This is a genomic window from Dyadobacter sp. CY312 (assembly GCF_021390535.1).
Classification (GTDB): Bacteria; Bacteroidota; Bacteroidia; order Cytophagales; family Spirosomataceae; genus Dyadobacter.
In genome coordinates, this window is sequence record NZ_JAJUXG010000021.1 from 16,548 (window position 1) to 35,827 (window position 19,280).

A 19,280-nucleotide genomic window follows, 5' to 3' on the forward strand; every position below is an offset into this window, starting at 1 on the left:
ATAAAAAAACGGAGCACTCCTGAGAGCTGCTCCGTTTTTTTAGAATTATTTTGAGATTACATTTCTATGTTCCCAACATTTTCAAAGATAAGATCACCCTGAGAATTGAGCTCCATCATAATCACTGAATCCTTGGCAACTTGTCCGCTCAGAATCCCTTTGGAAAGTTCGTTCAGGATTTTACGCTGTAACACCCTTTTGAGCGGGCGGGCACCAAAGGCTGGATCAAATCCGTCTTCACCCAACTTGGTAAGGGCTTCATCGGAAGCGTCCAGTGTGATGCCTTGTTCGAGCAATATTTTCTGAATCCCTTTAAACTGGATGTCTACGATCTTACGAATGTTTTTCATCGACAACGGTTCAAACAGAACAATCTCATCAATACGGTTCAGGAATTCAGGGCGAACCGATGCTTTCAAAAGATCAAGCACGGCTTGTTTTGCTTCTTCTACGATCAAGGTATGGTTCCAGCCCTCGTCTTCCGCAAATTTCTCCTGAATGATGTGACTGCCTATGTTGGACGTCATGATAATGATCGTGTTTTTGAAATTGGCAACACGTCCTTTGTTATCCGTTAAGCGGCCTTCATCAAGCACCTGCAACAGAATGTTCCAAACGTCAGGATGCGCTTTTTCAATTTCATCCAGTAAAATAACGCTGTATGGCTTTCTTCTGACGGCTTCTGTCAACTGACCGCCTTCTTCATAGCCCACGTATCCCGGAGGTGCTCCCACCAGACGGCTTACAGCGTGACGCTCCTGATATTCACTCATGTCAATACGCACCATCGCATTTTCATCATTGAACAGATACTCGGCGAGGGTTTTGCCCAATTCCGTTTTACCCACACCGGTAGGTCCAAGGAACAAGAAACTTCCGATCGGCCGTTTTGCATCCTGTAAACCTGCACGGCTCCGGCGAACCGCGTCGGATACTACTCCTATGGCTTCATTTTGTCCTGCGACTCTTTGGTGCAAATGCTCTTCCAGCTGCAAGAGTTTTTCGCGGTCGCTTTGCAGCATTTTGCTTACCGGAATGCCAGTCCATTTAGCTACCACTTCGGCAATTTCTTCCGGACCAATTTCTTCCTGCATCAAGCTTTCTGTCGCACCTGCTTTTTGAAGCTCTTCCAGTTTTGTCTGTGCTTCCGGGATACGACCGTATCTGATTTCTGCTACCTTACCAAAATCACCGGCACGTTCTGCCTGATCTGCTTCCAATCGCAACTGTTCCAGTTGCTCTTTCAAAGAACGAACTTCATTTACTTTGCCTTTTTCATTTTCCCACTGCGCTTTCAGTGTATTACGGCTTTCGCTCAGGTCGGCAATTTCCTTATTTAATGTCGATTCTTTGTCCTTGTTATTTTCACGACGAATCGCTTCGCGTTCAATTTCGAGCTGCATGATTTTCCGGTTCAGCTCGTCGAGTTCTTCCGGTACGCTATCCATTTCCAGGCGCAGTTTTGAAGCCGCTTCGTCCATTAAGTCAATGGCTTTGTCCGGTAAAAAGCGGTCGCTGATGTAACGGTTTGAAAGCTCCACAGCAGCAATTACCGCGTCATCCTGAATCCTCACACCGTGATGCAATTCGTATTTTTCTTTAATACCACGAAGAATACTGATGGCATCCGGAATATTGGGCTCGTCCACCATTACAGCCTGGAACCTACGCTCCAAAGCCTTATCCTTTTCCATGTATTTCTGATATTCTTTCAGCGTGGTAGCGCCAATCGCATGCAACTCGCCGCGTGCCAAGGCTGGTTTCAGCAGGTTGGCCGCATCCATGGCACTTTCACCACCGCCACCCGCGCCAATCAGCGTATGGATTTCGTCAATGAAGAGCACGATCTCACCTTCGGAGTCAGTAACTTCTTTGATAACCGCTTTCAGTCTTTCCTCAAATTCACCTTTGTATTTTGCACCGGCAATGAGCAGACCCATATCCAGCGATACAATCGTTTTCGATTTCAGATTTTCCGGTACATCTCCCTGCACAATACGCTGAGCCAGACCTTCCACGATGGCTGTTTTACCAACACCTGGTTCTCCCAAAAGAATCGGATTGTTTTTGGTACGGCGGCTCAGTATCTGTAAAACACGACGAATTTCTTCGTCACGACCAATCACCGGGTCTATTTTCCCTGCTTTGGCCAGTTCATTCAAATTTTTGCTGTATCGTTCCAGTGAACGGTACTTAGCTTCTGCATTTTGATCTTTCACGGGATTATTTTTACCTCTTAATTCTTTAATGGCGTTGATTAGCTCTTTCTCTTTGAAACCTACCTCCTTCATCATGACGGCGGTAGAATCCTTCCCGGCCAAAATTCCCAGTAAAAGCAGTTCGATGCTGATGAATTCATCACCAAATTCTTTGAGGTAATTCTGTGCTTTTCCGCTTGCTGCGGCCATATCGTTGCCCAGGTAAGGCTGTCCGCCACTTACACGCGGGTAACCGTCCACGATTTTTTGAAGTCTGGCATTCAGCATTTCAGGACTGATATTCAGCTGATTTAATAAAAACAGCGACGTATTCGGATCTTCTTCAAGGATGGATTTCAGTACGTGGCCTGTTTCAATGGCCTGCTGCTGGTTGCCTTGAACCATTTGCGCAGCATGTTGAATAATTTCCTGTCCTTTAATGGTATATTGGTTAAAGTTCATGGCGACGATTCGTTGATTAATGATCTTTGACTCATCAGCAAAAACTACGTACCACAACGTAAAATCGGAAATTTTGTCGCGGATTTCTTGTTTTAAGTCTTTTAAATGCCATAATGTCCGAAAATTGAACTATTCTAATTCATTCGTCGTCTAGTGTGACTTCTTCTCAATCCGTTTATGAATTTCCAGTGTTTCTGATAGCGCAGCAGACCCATACCACAGCAACATTTCGGCCTCCAACAGGTTTGCTTTGATAGCAGGATCCGTTGCCACAAGTTGCTTGCCTTCCTCAATTGTGGAGGCATTCAGAATAAAAATTCCACGATATTTATCGTTTTTAAAAAATGGCCCGGCTACAACCAGTTTACCATTTTCCGCAAGCGTGTTGATGTTGGTCATATGGCCTGTGAAGAGGCTGTCCGTTGTGGCCTTATTCAGATTGGTCGCACTACCGGTTTTTAATAGAACCAGCACATATTTTTTCATTCCGTAATCATCAGCATTCAGTCGTTTGGCCAAAGTAGAGTCGTACCCGGGGCTGACTGATTGTGCATTTGCAAATGAAGAAATGGCGACAATGGTACTGATACAGAAAAGAGTACGATATAGAATGTTCATATGTTAGAATTTTTCAAGTGAATAGCGATTGACGAAAGAATTACGACCTGTGTTATAGCAATGGAAATTTATTCAATAGAAAGTATTTTAGCTGTTATTGAAACAATTTTATAAAAAGTATTGTGATTTGCAGGGTGATGTATTTATTTTGAACACTCAATTTGAATGCTCCATGAACTTATCTGTAAATCGCTCCGACGCTTCTGATGATAAATTAATGTGGCAGCGCTTCATCGCTGGCGATGTGGATGCATTCGATTACCTCATGTCCTCTCAGTTCAGGGTTCTGTTTTATTACGGAAGCAAATTTTCAAAAGATAAAGAATTTGTCAAAGATTGTATCCAGGATTTGTTTCTGGCGTTATGGGAAAGACGTGACAATCTCAGTGTAGACATTGCTGTGAAACCCTATCTCATGGCATCGCTTCGCCGGCTTATGCATCGGAAGTACGAGGTGAAAGCACGACTGGCAGAAGACGAGCTTGATGGGCAGGAAGGTAATTTTGAAATCGAGTTTTCGGTAGAGCAGGATTACATCGAACAGGAATCTACACTTGTTTTAACCCAAAAATTAAAAAAGCTTCTTGACGAACTGCCGCTGCGTCAGAAAGAAGTCGTTTACCTCAAATTTTATCAGGAGCTGGACAGAAATCAGATTTCCGAAATCATGGAAGTTTCCCCACAGACAGTCTCCAATCTTCTTCAGATTGCAATTAAGCACCTCAAAAAACACTGGCGTACCGAATTCATTACCTTCTTTTTGATTCATTTATTTATATAAAAATGGGTCATAATGCCATTGTAAATGCACTATTTATATTTTTTTTAGAAATAGTTTAAAAATTGTTGGTATCTCAAATGTGTTTTGGTCTATCGTAGTATAGTCGCACAATTTGATATGGATCAATACAAGAATTTTGGAGTTGAGGATTTTGTCTGGGATCAGTTTTTCCGGCAATGGATCCTGGCGCCTAACAGAGAAAATGATTTGTTATGGAATGTATGGCTGGCCGAAAACCCCGGTTCTGTCCGTGTAGTTAATGAGGCAAGACAGGTCGTTTTGTCGTTGGGTACGAAAGAAGCAGAACTTTCTGATAGGGAGATTCGCGATGCCGTAAACAAAACGATCGCACGTATTCACGAACCGTTGGAGGAAGACTTCTCAACTTTTGACCGGCCAATACCATTCTATCGGGCAACATGGTTTCAAATTGCTGCGTCCGTAGCCATTTTCATTATCGCCGGTTTGTCCTGGAAAAGCTATCGCTCCCAAATGCAATTGGCTTCTGATACCATACAAGTGGAAGCACCTGTATCACCGCCAGCATTAGCAGTACGCATGATAGAAAAGGTTAATTCTGGCAACAAGTCTATATTGGTGCAGTTGGAGGACCACAGTGAAATCACACTCAAACCCGGTAGCAGCATACGTTATGCCGAACCGTTCACGGGTCCTACGAGAGAAGTATATTTGCTCGGAGAGGCATTTTTTGATATTGCCAAAGATCCTGATCGTCCTTTTATGGTGTACGCCAATGAGTTGGTGACCAAGGTTTTGGGGACGAGTTTTACAATTAAAGCATATCCATCTTCGAAAGAAGTGACGGTTGAAGTTAAAACCGGCCGGGTTTCTGTTTTTGCCAAGTCAGATCCGGAATTGCAAGCAAAACTTACACGACGTGAATTGCAGGGCATTATACTGTCGCCTAACCAAAAGATCATTTTTGAACGGGATGTTGTAAGAATGGAAAAAACACTGGTTGAACGTCCAGAGATTGTGCTCCCAAAATCAAAGATTCCCCATTTTCAATTTGAAGATACGCCTGCCAGTGAGGTTTTTGCCTCAATTGGCAATGCCTACGGAATTGAAATCATTTACGACGAAGAGCTTTTGAAAGGATGTCCGCTTACCGCATCATTGGACAACCAGCCGCTGCACGAAAAACTTTCCATTATATGCAAGGCCATGGAAGCGACGTACGAAGTGCTTGATGGACAGATTATTATCCATAGTCGTGGATGTAGGAATTAGTGTTTAAGAAGTAAGGAGTTAAGAAGTTATGGAGTTAGAATGAGGAATTAAGAATTAAGAATAGCCTGAAAGGCTTCCATCCCTCAACCCAGGGCAACGCCCTGAGGATAAGTACTGAGGTGAGGTGTAACTGCTGAGACATAAATACAATAACCTAAACCCTAAAAATTATACGAAACAGGAACGTTAACTAAATCCCACAAAAAAGAGCCGGCAATGTTCCCGCATTACCGACTCCAAATTTATCCCTGTATGATTGACGTCATTTCCTCCATGTGGAGGCGGGGATTGTTTTGCCAACTTTTCAATCTTAACAAAACAATCAAATCTATGAAAAAACCTTTAAAGTACCGCCAGGTACTACTTTGGACGATGCGAATAACAGCTACCCAACTCATGTTTGCCCTATTGTTCTTAGGCACCGGTTATGCGCGAGAGGGCCGTGCACAGTCTCTGCTGAGCCAGAAGATATCCATTACTGCTAGTGGAAGCGAAGTGAAAAAAGTTTTGAATCAACTGGAAAAGCAGGTAGATGTACACTTTGTTTTCAGCTCAAAACTCATAAAATCTGCAAGAAAAGTATCCGTTTCGGCGGAAGATAAACCTTTGTATGAAGTACTGGATCAGGTTCTTACACCGCTAGGTTTGCAATACGAGGTATCTGGTAAGATCATTATTTTGAGGAGAGCGGATAGTTTGCCGGAGGTGGCGCCTGCTGACAGAGCCAATCCTAAAAAAAACGTTTCAGGTAAAGTACTGGATGAAAAGAAAATAGGTCTGCCCGGAGTGAGCGTGGTATTGAAAGGTACACAGATTGGAAGCACCACAGACGGGGAAGGTTTTTTCCAGCTTGAGTTGCCCGCCGGTACTGGTGGAGACGCCATACTTGTATTCAGTTTTGTTGGTTTTGAAACGCAGGAACTGCCCATTGGATCTCAAAATGCATTTACTGTTGACCTGATTCCTGAGGATAAAACACTTAATGAGGTTGTTGTGGTAGGATACGGAACTCAGAAGAAAGTGAATCTTACAGGATCCGTTTCAGTGGTAAAGGCCGATGAACTGGTAAAACGTCCTGCCGGACAAACTTCTTCCGCATTACAAGGAATGGTACCTGGGCTGACCATTACGCAGCGTTCGGGACAACCGGGTAAGGATGTGGGAAATATGCGTATCAGGGGAGTTGGGACCATTGGAGATCCAAATCCCCTGGTTATTGTAGATGGAGTGGAATCAAATATCAATAACATTGATCCCAATGAAATCGAAAGTATATCGGTTTTAAAAGATGCATCTTCGGCAGCCATTTATGGATCCAGAGCTGCAAATGGTGTCATTCTGATTACAACAAAAAGGGGTAGTGAGAAAGGCATCAGTGTCAACTACAATATGTATGCAGGCTGGCAAACTCCTACTGATATTCCAAATGTGGTGAATGGGCTTGATCACATGAACCTGATCAATGAAGCCTACACAAATACAGGGCGTAGCCCGCTGTACACAGAGCAACAAATCCAGGACTATATAACCAAAGGACCAACTAATAGAGATCAGTTTCCGGACACTGACTGGCAAAAACTTACGCTGAAAAAAAGTGGGTTTATGCAGAGCCATTATATCGCAATGAACGGCGGAACTGATAAAGTAAAGGTTTTGGGTTCATTCAGTTATCTGGATCAGGATGGTATTATTCCGAACACAGGATTCAAACGATATAATCTGCGGATCAATACGGATGCGAAACTGAGCAGTAAGGTGAGTACATCGATGGATATATTTTTGAGGAGAACGGATCTTATTGAACCTTCATCCGGAACCGATTATATTTTTCACTGGATGAGACGTATTCCGGCAAATCAGGCAGGGGTTTTATCCACCGGACAGTATGGAGAAGGCTGGAATGGTGATCATCCGCTTGCACGTGCCAAAGATGGTGGACTTACACAGGAATCCTCTCTAAGTTCAATTATCAACCTTAACCTGACGTACAAACCTGTGTCATGGCTAACGGCCAATCTGATTTATTCTCCGAAGTTTAATTTGCCTGAGTCTAAGAAGTTTTCAAATACCATCCAAACTTATCGTTGGGACGGGTCACCGAGCTATGCTATTCCCGCACGAAATTCACTGGATCAGTCATTCAGAAAGGAATGGTATAACAATGTAAGGGCCTTGGTCACGTTTGATAAAAATTTCAACTCCGCCCATCAGTTAACAATACTAGGAGGGTTTCAGCGAGAGGATCAGCGTAATAACTGGATCACTGCTTATCGGGAGGTTTTTGTTTTGCCTGATTATCAGGAAATTAGTTCAGGGAACAGGCTAAATGAAAGAACTGGTGGATCTGCGGAACATTGGGCTTTGCAATCGTTTTTTGGACGGGTTAATTACAATTTCAAAGAAAAATACTTGTTTGAGGCCAATGCCCGTTACGACGGTTCATCCCGTTTTGCCGTAGGAAATAAGTATTCTGTGTTCCCTTCATTTTCTGCCGGATGGCGTATTATCCAGGAGCCCTTTATGAGTGGACTTAGCGATAAAATTACAGATCTGAAATTGCGTGCTTCGTGGGGTAAGTTGGGAAACCAGAATTTAGTGGATGGCAATAATCAACCTGCCCTGTATCCATTTGCAGCCTTTGTGGGTATTGGAAATAGTAATTACGTTTTTGATAATCTCAACAACACGGGTGCTTCACTAAATGAAATGGCTAATCCTAATATCAAATGGGAAACTACAACAGTATCTAACATTGGACTTGACCTGACTTTATGGTCTAAATTCAATGTAACGGCAGAATATTATCGGAGAAGAACCAGCGACATTCTGTTGAGATTGGATATTCCGACAATGATTGGTCTTACTGCTCCTTTCCAAAACGCAGGTGTTGTAGATAACAATGGATGGGATCTGAACATGTCCTATAGAGACAGAATTGGATCCTTCAATTATGGTGTTGCAGTTAATTTGTCTGACGTGAAGAATAAGGTGGTGGATATGCGTGGCGTACAGCGTACCGGAACACAGGTTAGCAATGAGGGATATCCAATCAGTTCATTTTATGGCTATGTAGCAGACGGTTTTTTTCAAACACAGGAAGAGGTTAACAATCATGCGAAGCAGTTTGGGACCGTAGCTCCGGGAGATATCAGGTACAAAGACCTTAATGATGATGGACTGATCAATAATTTTGATCAGCAGGTGATCGGTACATCCATTCCACGATATACATATAGTTCGACAATTGACCTGGGCTACAAAGGATTCGATTTTTCTGTTTTCCTACAGGGAGTTGGTAAAGTCGATGGGTATTTGTCGGGACACGGTATTATGCCATTCTTTGAAGGAAGTACGATTCAGGAAAACCAGCGTGATAGCTGGAGACCAGATAACACGGATGCGGAATTTCCAAGGTTAGCCTTTAACGAAAGCAACAACATACAGACTTCTTCTTTCTGGTTGAGAAAAGCATCTTATCTCAGGGTTAAGAATGTTCAACTCAGCTATACCGTTCCTCAAAGCCTGCTGAAAAACAAAATTCAGCGCCTGCGTATTTATGCGAGCGGGCAGAACATGTTCACATTCGACAAGTTCTATCCTGGCTTTGATGTGGAAGCGCCTGTAGGTAATGCCGGCTGGTATCCTCAGATGAAAGTGTTCACAGTTGGCCTGGACGTAAGATTTTAACTGACCTTAAATTTTTGTTGATATGAGATTTACCAAATACATACTGTTTGCGATATTTAGCCTTGCAAACCTATCCTGCGAGGAATACCTCGAACGATTCCCTCTGGACAATCCTTCGGATGAAACCTTTTTGAGAACAGAAGCCGAACTGGATCTTGCAGTGACAGGTGCCTACAATACCATGTGGAATGTTGGTACTGCTGATGTGCAGCCCTTTTTTCCTATGTTCGATGCTGCTTCGGATATTGGCTGGGACAGAAACACGAGTGCTTTGCAAAATATGGGTCTTGGAATTGCCAATGCTGACAATGGTCTGGTGTCTAACTACTGGTCATCCTTTTATCGGGGTATTGGGCGTTGCAATTTTATACTTTCCAAATCGGAGGCACTTGCTGCCATAGTACCGGAAGCCAAATACAACAGGTTGATGGCGGAAGTTCGTTTTCTGCGTTCCCACTATTTTTTCTTTTTGAACGAGCTATATGGTGGCGTGCCGTTGCTTACCAAACCGTTAACTCTTGCAGAAGCACAAATTCCAAGAAATACAAAGGCAGAAGTGGCAGATTTTATAATATCTGAAATGGATGCCATAGCTCCTGCACTATTAGCAGAAACCAATAGTACCAACAAAGGGCGTGCAAGCAAGGGTGCTGCGTTGGCTTTAAAATCAAGAACTGCCCTTTTTAATGGGAAATACGAGGCGGCTGTGAAGGCATCGGACGATTTGATCAAACTTGCTAATTATTCATTGCATCCAAGTTTCCCGGAACTGTTCCAGTATGCCGGTCAGAATTCAAGAGAAATTATTTTTTCTGTACAGTATCTGAAAGGAATAAAACCACAGTCATTGCCAAGATATTTTTTCTCACGCATAGCACTTGGTCACTCAAATAAAATTCCGGTACAGGCACTGGTGGATTCTTATGAGTGTACGGATGGGCTTGCGATTGATAAGTCGCCTCTTTTCGATCCTAAAAAACCTTTTGAAAACAGAGACCCCCGTCTTACTCATACGGTTGTCCTGCCTCAGACGCGTTTCATCAATTACCTGTTTGAAACACATCCTGACAGTTTGATGACCTGGGATTACAGAAGCACCCCCGCACGCAGGGTGCAGAACGTGGAAGCAACGCACGCTTATGCGACATTCTCGGGATATCTGTGGCGTAAGTATACCGACGTGGCTGATTTTCCAGATATTGATAACAGTGACTTGAATATCATTATGTTCAGGTATGCTGAGGTATTGTTAAACTATGCTGAAGCAAAAATTGAACTCAATCAGCTTGATGCTTCCGTATACGATGCAATCAATGCGGTCAGAGGTAGGGCAACGGTTAAAATGCCGCCAATTACGACAGGCAAAACGCAGGCTCAACTGAGATCCATTATAAGGAAAGAACGGAAATATGAGTTTGCAGGCGAAGGATTAAGGTTTTTCGACATACATCGATGGAATATTGGCGAAGATGTAATGAATGGTCCACTGAGAGGTAGGATCAGAAATGCATTTCTTGCGACCGCTCCAAGGATTGACGAAAACGGAACCCCTCACTACGAAAATGTTTCCAATCAATCTCAGATGCGTGTCATTGAAATTCGTAATTACAGCAATGACCGCGATAACTACTGGCCAATCCCACGTCTGGAAAGAGAGGTTAATCCAACATTGACTCAAAATCCGAATTATTAAGTCTGATACTGCACAGGGATTTTGCTTGTCAAATTGTCTGTGCAGTGTCCTTACCCTTTGCCACTACTCTCTAAGAATTAATATTCCTAACCCTTAATACATTGTTTTTCGGAATATATAAATACCAGAAATAATCGGAATGACCTGTAACGGATCACCGCTGCTGGTCAATTAAATTTTACAACTAAACCTAATAAAATGCGAAAGGATATAATCAGAAAGGTATTTGCAGTCAATCTGGCATTGCTGATTTTGATGGCTTTACCGGCTCATAGACCTGTTGAAATTAACAGTGATAAAAAGACCAAAGTTGACATTGTTATCTACGGCGGTACTGCCGCGGGCGTCATTGCTGCCCACACTGCCAAAAAGATGGGCAAATCGGTTTTGTTGATAGAGCCCGGAACACACTTGGGTGGAATGACCTCCGGTGGGTTGGGTCAAACGGACATTGGGAACAAATATGCCATTTCAGGGCTGTCGCTCGATTTTTACAGGCGGATTGGAAAACACTACGGGAAATTTGAACAATGGATTTTTGAACCTCACGTAGCGAAAAAGTATCTTCAGCAGTACCTGGATGAGGCTGGTATTAAAGTGACTTACAACCGCAGGATTGTGAATGCATCGAAAAGCGGAGCAAGTATCACGAGCATTGAACTGGAAAACAGTCAGTCTCCAGCAAAAGCAACCAATACCATTGTGGAAGCTGCAATGTTTATTGATTGTTCCTACGAAGGTGATCTGATGGCCAAGGCCGGGGTTTCTTATTCGGTTGGCAGAGAAGCCAATTCTGAATACAATGAAACCATCAATGGCGTGCAGTTTATGACCGGTCACCAGTTTCCTAATGGAATAGATCCTTACAAAATCCCTGGCAAACCGGAAAGCGGTTTGCTTTGGGGAATTTCAAGTGAGAAATTATTGCCAGACGGTACGGGTGATAAAAAAGCGCAGGCCTACAATTATCGTATTTGCCTGACCTCTGACCCTAAAAATCAGGTGTCAATTACTCGTCCGGATGGTTATGACTCAACCCGCTACGAACTTCTGGTTCGCCTAATGAACAAACAGCCGGAAAGAAAGACACTCAATGATTATTTTATCTGGAGTGGAATGCCTAATAAAAAAACGGACATCAATAACCGCAACGGCTTTTCTACGGATATGATCGGAATGAATTACGATTACCCTGATGCGGATTATGCAAAGCGTGCAGCGATCATTAAAGATCATGAAGTATACACAAAAGGTCTTCTCTACTTTGTCGGTCACGATCCGAGGGTGCCTGAGGAGCTACGCAAGGAGATGCAGAAATGGGGGTATCCGAAGGATGAATACACCGAAAACGGCAACTGGTCTCCGCAACTCTACATCAGGGAGGCAAGGAGAATGGTTGGTAATTATGTAATGACGCAGGCTAATTGTCAGGGAAAAGAAGTGGTCACAGACGGAGTCGGAATGGCAGCTTATGGAATGGACTCGCACAACTGTCAGCGTATTGTGGTGAACGGTATGGTAAAAAATGAGGGCAATGTAGAAGTCCATGGCTTTGGACCCTATCCTATTTCGTACGGATCTATTGTACCAAAACAGAAAGAGTGTACCAATTTATTTGTTCCCGTTTGTCTCTCTGCAACCCACATTGCGTACGGCTCAATTCGCATGGAACCGGTATTTATGGTTCTTGCCCAATCGGCAGCGGTTGCTGCATCCATGGCAATTGATTCAAAGGTGCCTGTACAACAGGTGAACGTGAAGAAGTTACAGGGAAATCTTAAAGTAAATCCTCTGGCAAATGGCTCTGTTCAACACATTTTGGTGGACAACGAGGACAAAGCCCGCACAAAAATCTCCGGAAACTGGAATACGACCAAACGAGGAAGTTACGGACCGACGGTTTTGTCTTCTGACACGACAAGTAAAGAAATACAATCGGTGCGTTTTATTCCTGAAATCACAAAAGATGGCAAGTACAAGGCTTATATGTACTTACCTAAATTGGCCGGATTGTCTTCTATTATTCCCCTTAAAATTTCGGATGGTAAATCAGAAAAAGATATTCTGATCAAAACGGCAGATATCCAGGTGATAGGACAAACGTCGGGAGAATGGGTACTACTGGGAACTTATGATTTGGCCAAAGGTGAAAAAGCTTTTGTTGAGATTTCTAACAAAAATGCGGACGGACTGGTCTTTGCCGATGCGGTGATGATGGTTCCTGATTTTAAATAGTTTTTACTAAACCTTTTATAGAAATGAAGTATAATCTAACATGTTTAATACTGGCAGCCTTTTTAAGTCTGGTTTCATGCGGAGCGAATGAGCAAAATAACGAGCAAAATAAAGATTCTTTCGAAGCAGACGTTATCGTTTACGGCGGAACTTCGGCTGCTGTAACTGCGGCTGTGCAGGTAGTGAAACAAGGTAAAACGGTATTGGTGGTTTCTCCTGATAAACACCTCGGCGGGCTTTCTTCCGGTGGACTGGGCTTTACAGATACGGGGAACAAATCCGTAATCGGTGGACTGGCCAGGGAATTTTATCACCGCGTTTTCATGCAATATGACAAACCGGAAGCATGGGAATGGCAAAAAAAGGAAGAATATGGTAACAAAGGTCAGGGAACTCCTGCCATGGACGGCGCCGATCGCACCATGTGGATTTTTGAACCAAAGGTAGCTGAACAGGTATTTGAGGATTTTGTAAAAGAGAATAACCTGAAAATATACCGCGACGAGTGGCTGGATCGTGAAAAGGGGGTTGAGAAAAAAGACGGACGTATCGTATCCATCAAAACCCTGAGTGGAAAAACTTTCAAAGGCAAAATGTTTATTGATGCCACTTATGAAGGCGATCTACTGGCTTCGGCAGGTGTGAAGTACCATGTGGGACGTGAAGCAAATAGCGTTTACAATGAACAGTGGAACGGTATTCAGGCTGGTGTGTTTCAGCACAAGCATTATTTTCAAAAGAATATAAGTCCGTATAAAATTGAAGGTGACCCGAAAAGTGGCTTACTTCCATATGTGACCGATGAAAAAATTGGCAAAAACGGGGAGGGTGATGACAAAATCCAGGCATATTGCTTCCGGATGTGTTTGTCCTCGAATCCAGACAACCGCATTCCTTTCCCGAAACCAGAAGGCTATGACCGCTCTAAGTATGAACTGCTTGCAAGAGTTTACAAGGCGGGCTGGACGGAAACTTTCCAGAAGTATGATCCGATTCCCAACAAAAAAACGGATACCAATAACCACGGACCGTTTAGTACCGACTTCATAGGTGCGAACTACGATTACCCGGATGCGACTTACGAACGCAGGAAAGAGATCATTAAGGAGCATGAATTGTATCAAAAAGGGTTGATGTATTACCTGTCCAATGACGAAGCGGTGCCTGCGGATGTGCGTACAGAAATGAACAAATGGGGACTTCCAAAGGATGAGTTTAAAGACAATGGAGGCTGGCCGCACCAGCTGTATATCCGTGAAGCACGCAGGATGATCGGCCAGGAAGTGATGACAGAAAATGAAACGCTTGGTAAAAAGGCAGTGTCTCAGTCAATCGGAATGGGTTCTTATTCGCTTGATTCTCATAATGCACAACGTTATGTAACGGAAGAGGGCTATGTGCAGAACGAAGGTGATATTGGTGTGCATCCGAAAACGCCATACAGTATCTCTTATGGTTCCATTATTCCGAAAAAGGAGGATTGTGAAAACCTGCTCGTGCCTGTTTGTGTATCCAGTTCACACATTGCGTTTGGCTCCATTCGTATGGAACCTGTGTTCATGATCCTGGGGCAAAGTGCGGCATCAGCGGCCATTCAGGCCATTGATCGCAAGGTGTCTGTACAGGAAGTTGATTATGAAAAACTGAAAGAGCAATTGTTGAAAGACAAGCAGAAACTGGTGTTTCAATAATTGAATGTTGACATTAAAAAGAACCGGAAACTAAGTGGTAATACCGTTGAGTAAGAATGATTTTTCGTAGTAGTAGGAGTTTAATAGGTTTGCCAACACAAACCAATAAACCTTATTTACTATGAGACATTTAACATCAAGTTCTGTACTGCGTTATGCACTTTTGTTATTCATTTTCGCTGGAATTTTATCGTGTAGCAAGGATTCCGACGATCCAACACCTGAAACACCGAGCGATGTAGTAGGATCCTGGAAAATTGCCGCTATGACTGTATCACCTGCTTACGAGGGCGTATCTGATATGTTACCAATACTGAATGCTGTGTTGGGGAATGATTGCCTTTCGCAGATAAAAATGGATTTTAAAGGAGATGGTAGCATTTCCGGTAGCGCCCCAGCTGCATGCACCACTGTTGTTACAGATAATGATATTGTGGAAGACAAGTCGACCTGGAAAGTGGTTGGGACCAAAATACAGATCAAAGAAGGTTCGGATATAGCGGAGTATGATCTGGAAGTGAATAAAACCCAAATGAAGTGGTCATACGACGAAACGGAAGATGGTGTAAAGTACAAATACACCATTGTTTTCAATAAAGCATGATATCAGCGCAGGAGTAGAAAATTTGGTACTTCCGGGATCTGGGGGATTTTTAGTGTCTTTTAAGCTTTGAATTGCAAATAGCCAGGCATTTGTCCGGCTATTTGCATAATATTGTATTCCTATTAAATCCCTTAATAATTAAAAATGACCATTGCTCCTGAACCCCGTTCAAACTTTTCACATCTTTTCAGTGCTCCGGTAATTGTTGCCGCCTTGGGTTACTTCGTGGATATTTATGATTTGCTTCTTTTTGGGATTGTGCGGTTACCAAGTTTGGCGTCATTAGGCCTTTCGGATACCGAAATTTCCCTCACCGGAGCCAGTATTCTTAACTGGCAAATGACAGGCCTGTTGCTGGGCGGAATTCTCTGGGGTGTTCTGGGAGATAAAAAGGGAAGGCTTTCCGTTTTGTTTGGATCAATAATTACCTATTCCCTGGCCAATATTGCCTGCGGTTTTGTGCAGGATCCAACTACTTACAAATTACTTCGTTTTATCGCAGGCATTGGTCTTGCCGGTGAGCTTGGTGCAGGTATTACGCTTGTCTCTGAGATTTTGCCAAAACACCTCAGGGCAATAGGAACGTCACTCGTTGCCGGAGTAGGTTTGCTCGGTGCTGTTGTAGCCTATTTCACCGTCGAGTTTTTCGACTGGCGTTATGCTTATTTTATTGGCGGAGGACTTGGAATCTCGTTGTTATTACTCCGTATCGGTGTTTTTGAATCGGGTATCTTTAAGGATCTGAAAGATCAGAAACACATTCAGAAAGGGAATTTCTTCTCTCTTTTTACAAACAGGGAAAGGTTTATCCGTTATCTGAAATGTATCGGGATCGGTTTGCCAACCTGGTTTGTGATCGGTATTATGGCCACCTTTAGTAATGAATTTGGAAAAGCTCTGGGAATAGATGAACCCATCAAACCAGGCCTAACCATCATGTGGTGTTACATTGGTCTCTCTGTCGGGGATTTTTGCAGCGGTTTTCTGAGTCACTGGCTCGAATCCCGGAAACGTGCTGTATTTTATCTTATGCTTTTTACGTTAGTGTTCAGCATTGTTTATTTTTATGCCGGAATTAACAAAGCGCAGACGCTGTATGCGGTAATTGTATTGCTTGGATTTGGGATCGGATATTGGGCAATGTTTGTAACCATCGGTGCCGAGCAATTTGGTACAAACCTGCGGGCAACGGCAGCAACCACGGTTCCCAATATGGTACGTGGAACCGTAGTAGGAATGACTACCCTTTTTGCTTTGTTTAAAGATTCATTTTCAGTGATCAATTCAGGAGCAATGGTTGGGGTGATCTGTTTCATTATCGGTTTGTATTGTATACAAACCATCCCTGAAACGCACGGCAGAGATCTGGATTTTCTGGAAGAATAAATGCAGAAGCCGGTATCAGTGGCGGAAGTTTTATAAATATTATATTCACAATATCTCCGGGTAAGGAGATGAACAAAACGAAATAGAAATGGAGAGACGTGTAGCGCTTAAAAGTATGGCAGCAGCCATGGGCGCCATGGTTGTGTTGCCGTCGTGGGCATCGGGTTGGAACAATAAGACACTTTCTACGGCAAGGATGTTGTCGGCCGATCAGTCGAAAACCTTGGCTGCGGTCGTAGAAAGTATCATTCCTAAAACAGATACGCCGGGAGCGGGTGAGCTGGGTGTAGGAGATTTTGTACAGAAAATGGTGAAAGACTGTTATGACCAGAAAGCGCAGGAAAATCTGGTGAAAGGTGTAGCCGCCATTGAAGCTCAAAGTTCAAAATCATTTGGAAAAAGCTTTACAGATGCTTCGAAAGAGCAAAAGTTGCAGGTTTTAGAAAGTATAGAAAAAAGTAGTGATGCCGATCAGAAGGCGTTTTTTGGACTGGTCAAAAACCTGACTATTCAAGGCTATATGAGCTCAGAATATGTAATGACCAACCTGACGCATTACGAAATGATTCCGGCAAGGTATCATGGGTGTGTGCCGGTGAAAAAGTAAGTGTAGAAAGTAGGTCTAAAAAGTAGTTAAGAAGTTATGTAGTTAAAGTAGTAAGCTTTGGGTTATCAAGCTCAATTGCTTACAATTGGAAGTTAAGAAGTTATGTAGTTAGAGAAGTTAAATCTCGGCTAACTCCTTAAATTCTCTAACTCCTGAAAATTAGAAGTTAAGCTCAGCTAACTCCTTAACTTCTATAACTCCTCTAACTACTTAAAAAATAAATATCAAGGAAGTTAATTTAGTTCAGAAAAGTCAGAATTACATGTAGTACTCCCAACTTCTCTAACTCCTTAGCTCCTCTAACTTCTCCCTTTATAAATGGCGAATTTTAATATTGATAGTAAAAAAGCGAGAACCTACGATGCCATTGTGATTGGCTCGGGGATCAGCGGTGGCTGGTCGGCCAAGGAACTGACCGAAAAAGGACTTAAAACTTTGGTACTGGAACGTGGGCGTGATGTACAACATATCACCGATTACCCTACCACCAATATGATGCCATGGGAATTTGAGCATCGTGAACGTCTGCCAAAGGCTGTAACGGATGCGAACCCGATCGTGAGCCGTTGTTACAATTTCAAGGAATCGTCTCAGCACTTTTTTGTGAAGGACAACGAACATCCTTATGTACAGGATGACGGACGCCCGTTCGACTGGATACGCGGTTATCAGGTTGGTGGAAAATCTTTGCTTTGGGCAAGGCAAACCCAGCGTTGGAGTAAATACGATTTTGAAGGCCCGGCGAGAGATAAATTTGCCGTGGAATGGCCTATTGGTTATGATGACATTGCTCCCTGGTATAGCCACGTAGAAAAATTTGCAGGTATTACCGGGAATAAGGATGGATTAGATGCACTGCCCGACGGTGAATTTTTGCCTCCCCATGACCTGAACTGTGTTGAAAAATATTTCAAGGAGAAAGTCTCCAAAGACTATAAAGACCGTCACATCATTATTGGTCGTGCTGCGCATATTACTGAACCAAAACAAATTCACCTGGATCAGGGACGGGCTAAGTGTCAGCATCGGGTGATGTGCGAAAGAGGCTGTCCGTTCGGGGGATATTTCAGCAGCAACGCATCCACAATGCCCTGGGCAATGAAAACCGGAAACATGACACTGCGTCCGCATTCGGTGGTTCATTCATTGATATACGATGACAAAAAACAAAAAGTGACGGGCGTACGTGTCATCGATGCGACTACGAAAGAAATGATGGAATTTTATGCCAACATTATTTTTGTAAATGCCGCTGCACTGAACACCAACCTGATCCTGTTAAATTCGATTTCTTCCCGCTTCCCGAATGGAATGGGAAATGACGACGGATTATTGGGTAAGTACATCGCTTTCCACAATTACCGGGCTACGGTGTCGGGTGAATATGAAGGATTTTTGGATTCTACCACAGACGGGAAAAGACCAAACAGTGGGTATATTCCTCGTTTCCGGAATGTCTACAAGCAGGAAACGGACTTCCTGAGAGGTTATGCAGCCGGTTTTGGTGCAAACAGAATGACTCATACCGGCCGAAGTGGAATGGGCGAATCGCTGAAAGAGAATCTTCTTCAAACCAGATACGGTAACTGGAGTGTTGGTTCTCACATGATGGGCGAGACCATTCCGAAGGAAAGCAATTTCGTTGCTCTTGATAAAAACCTGAAAGATCCGTTTGGTATACCTCAGCTTAAAATCTCTGTTGCCTATGACGACAACGATGAGAAGATGATCAAGGATTATATGACGGAAGTGAGTGAAATGTTTGAGAAAGCAGGTTTCAAGAACATCCGCACCAATGACAACGGTCGTAATCCTGGGAACGATATTCATGAAATGGGAGGTGTACGTATGGGGAAAGATCCTAAAACGTCCATTCTCAATAAATGGAATCAGCTTCATGCAGCGAAGAATGTATTTGTTACTGACGGAGCCTGTATGACTTCCACCGCAACCCAAAATCCATCACTAACCTATATGGCCTTATCCGCGCGTGCAGTGGATCATGCTGTGAAGGAAATGAAAGCGAAGAATTTGTAGGTTAGTTAATTTAAGAGAAAATCGTATTTT

12 protein-coding genes are annotated in these 19,280 nt (G+C 43.2%); 10 read left to right on the forward strand and 2 right to left on the reverse strand.

From position 1 onward, the window contains the following. Positions 1 to 56 precede the first annotated feature (56 nt). Together clpB and LZG71_RS25845 are read right to left on the reverse strand one after the other, a co-directional pair. Positions 57 to 2,660, reverse strand: a complete 2,604-nt coding sequence (gene clpB, locus LZG71_RS25840; protein ID WP_233825410.1) for an ATP-dependent chaperone ClpB — start codon at positions 2,658 to 2,660, stop codon at positions 57 to 59. 150 nt (positions 2,661 to 2,810) lie between these two features. Continuing rightward, a complete protein-coding gene (locus LZG71_RS25845; RefSeq protein ID WP_233825412.1) occupies positions 2,811 to 3,278 on the reverse strand; it encodes a YciI family protein in 468 nt (155 codons plus the stop codon). A 172-nt stretch (positions 3,279 to 3,450) separates the two neighbouring features. Here LZG71_RS25845 and LZG71_RS25850 point away from each other — a divergent pair, with 172 nt between their 5' ends. The 10 genes from LZG71_RS25850 to LZG71_RS25895 all read left to right on the forward strand — a co-directional run bounded on the left by LZG71_RS25850 (position 3,451) and on the right by LZG71_RS25895 (position 19,250). Next, the gene (locus tag LZG71_RS25850) at positions 3,451 to 4,059 is read left to right on the forward strand and encodes an RNA polymerase sigma factor (RefSeq protein ID WP_233825429.1); all 609 of its coding nucleotides are present in this window, start codon (positions 3,451 to 3,453) and stop codon (positions 4,057 to 4,059) included. A gap of 117 nt (positions 4,060 to 4,176) precedes the next feature. Beyond that, entirely contained in the window at positions 4,177 to 5,310 is a 1,134-nt protein-coding gene (locus LZG71_RS25855; RefSeq protein ID WP_233825431.1) for a FecR family protein, read from the forward strand. A 330-nt stretch (positions 5,311 to 5,640) separates the two neighbouring features. Continuing rightward, positions 5,641 to 8,997: a TonB-dependent receptor gene (locus LZG71_RS25860; RefSeq protein WP_233825433.1), complete on the forward strand. Its 3,357-nt coding sequence runs from the start codon at positions 5,641 to 5,643 to the stop codon at positions 8,995 to 8,997. Positions 8,998 to 9,019: 22 nt separating this feature from the next. After that, on the forward strand, positions 9,020 to 10,690 hold the full coding sequence (locus LZG71_RS25865) for a RagB/SusD family nutrient uptake outer membrane protein (RefSeq protein ID WP_233825434.1): 1,671 nt from the start codon (positions 9,020 to 9,022) through the stop codon (positions 10,688 to 10,690). Between the two features lie 198 nt (positions 10,691 to 10,888). Then, positions 10,889 to 12,925: an FAD-dependent oxidoreductase gene (locus tag LZG71_RS25870; RefSeq protein WP_409013675.1), complete on the forward strand. Its 2,037-nt coding sequence runs from the start codon at positions 10,889 to 10,891 to the stop codon at positions 12,923 to 12,925. Between the two features lie 23 nt (positions 12,926 to 12,948). Then, a complete protein-coding gene (locus tag LZG71_RS25875; RefSeq protein WP_233825436.1) occupies positions 12,949 to 14,616 on the forward strand; it encodes an FAD-dependent oxidoreductase in 1,668 nt (555 codons plus the stop codon). A 121-nt stretch (positions 14,617 to 14,737) separates the two neighbouring features. Continuing rightward, on the forward strand, positions 14,738 to 15,220 hold the full coding sequence (locus tag LZG71_RS25880; protein WP_233825438.1) for a lipocalin family protein: 483 nt from the start codon (positions 14,738 to 14,740) through the stop codon (positions 15,218 to 15,220). Between the two features lie 144 nt (positions 15,221 to 15,364). Beyond that, positions 15,365 to 16,606: an MFS transporter gene (locus LZG71_RS25885; RefSeq protein WP_233825440.1), complete on the forward strand. Its 1,242-nt coding sequence runs from the start codon at positions 15,365 to 15,367 to the stop codon at positions 16,604 to 16,606. An 88-nt stretch (positions 16,607 to 16,694) separates the two neighbouring features. Beyond that, positions 16,695 to 17,213 (forward strand): gluconate 2-dehydrogenase subunit 3 family protein, encoded by a 519-nt coding sequence (locus tag LZG71_RS25890; RefSeq protein ID WP_233825442.1) that lies wholly within the window; start codon positions 16,695 to 16,697, stop codon positions 17,211 to 17,213. A gap of 318 nt (positions 17,214 to 17,531) precedes the next feature. Then, a complete protein-coding gene (locus tag LZG71_RS25895; protein WP_233825444.1) occupies positions 17,532 to 19,250 on the forward strand; it encodes a GMC oxidoreductase in 1,719 nt (572 codons plus the stop codon). The last annotated feature ends 30 nt before the right edge of the window (positions 19,251 to 19,280 follow it).

Excerpts from the sequence above, each read along its gene's own strand:
- LZG71_RS25895 (WP_233825444.1), top strand. The coding sequence starts at position 17,532 with ATGGCGAATTTTAATATTGATAGTAAAAAAGCGAGAACCTACGATGCC.
- LZG71_RS25880 (WP_233825438.1), top strand. The coding sequence starts at position 14,738 with ATGAGACATTTAACATCAAGTTCTGTACTGCGTTATGCACTTTTGTTA.
- LZG71_RS25845 (WP_233825412.1), bottom strand. The coding sequence starts at position 3,278 with ATGAACATTCTATATCGTACTCTTTTCTGTATCAGTACCATTGTCGCC.
- LZG71_RS25885 (WP_233825440.1), top strand. The coding sequence starts at position 15,365 with ATGACCATTGCTCCTGAACCCCGTTCAAACTTTTCACATCTTTTCAGT.
- LZG71_RS25890 (WP_233825442.1), top strand. The coding sequence starts at position 16,695 with ATGGAGAGACGTGTAGCGCTTAAAAGTATGGCAGCAGCCATGGGCGCC.
- LZG71_RS25860 (WP_233825433.1), top strand. The coding sequence starts at position 5,641 with ATGAAAAAACCTTTAAAGTACCGCCAGGTACTACTTTGGACGATGCGA.
- LZG71_RS25870 (WP_409013675.1), top strand. The coding sequence starts at position 10,889 with ATGCGAAAGGATATAATCAGAAAGGTATTTGCAGTCAATCTGGCATTG.
- LZG71_RS25865 (WP_233825434.1), top strand. The coding sequence starts at position 9,020 with ATGAGATTTACCAAATACATACTGTTTGCGATATTTAGCCTTGCAAAC.
- LZG71_RS25875 (WP_233825436.1), top strand. The coding sequence starts at position 12,949 with ATGAAGTATAATCTAACATGTTTAATACTGGCAGCCTTTTTAAGTCTG.
- LZG71_RS25850 (WP_233825429.1), top strand. The coding sequence starts at position 3,451 with ATGAACTTATCTGTAAATCGCTCCGACGCTTCTGATGATAAATTAATG.
- LZG71_RS25855 (WP_233825431.1), top strand. The coding sequence starts at position 4,177 with ATGGATCAATACAAGAATTTTGGAGTTGAGGATTTTGTCTGGGATCAG.
- clpB (WP_233825410.1), bottom strand. The coding sequence starts at position 2,660 with ATGAACTTTAACCAATATACCATTAAAGGACAGGAAATTATTCAACAT.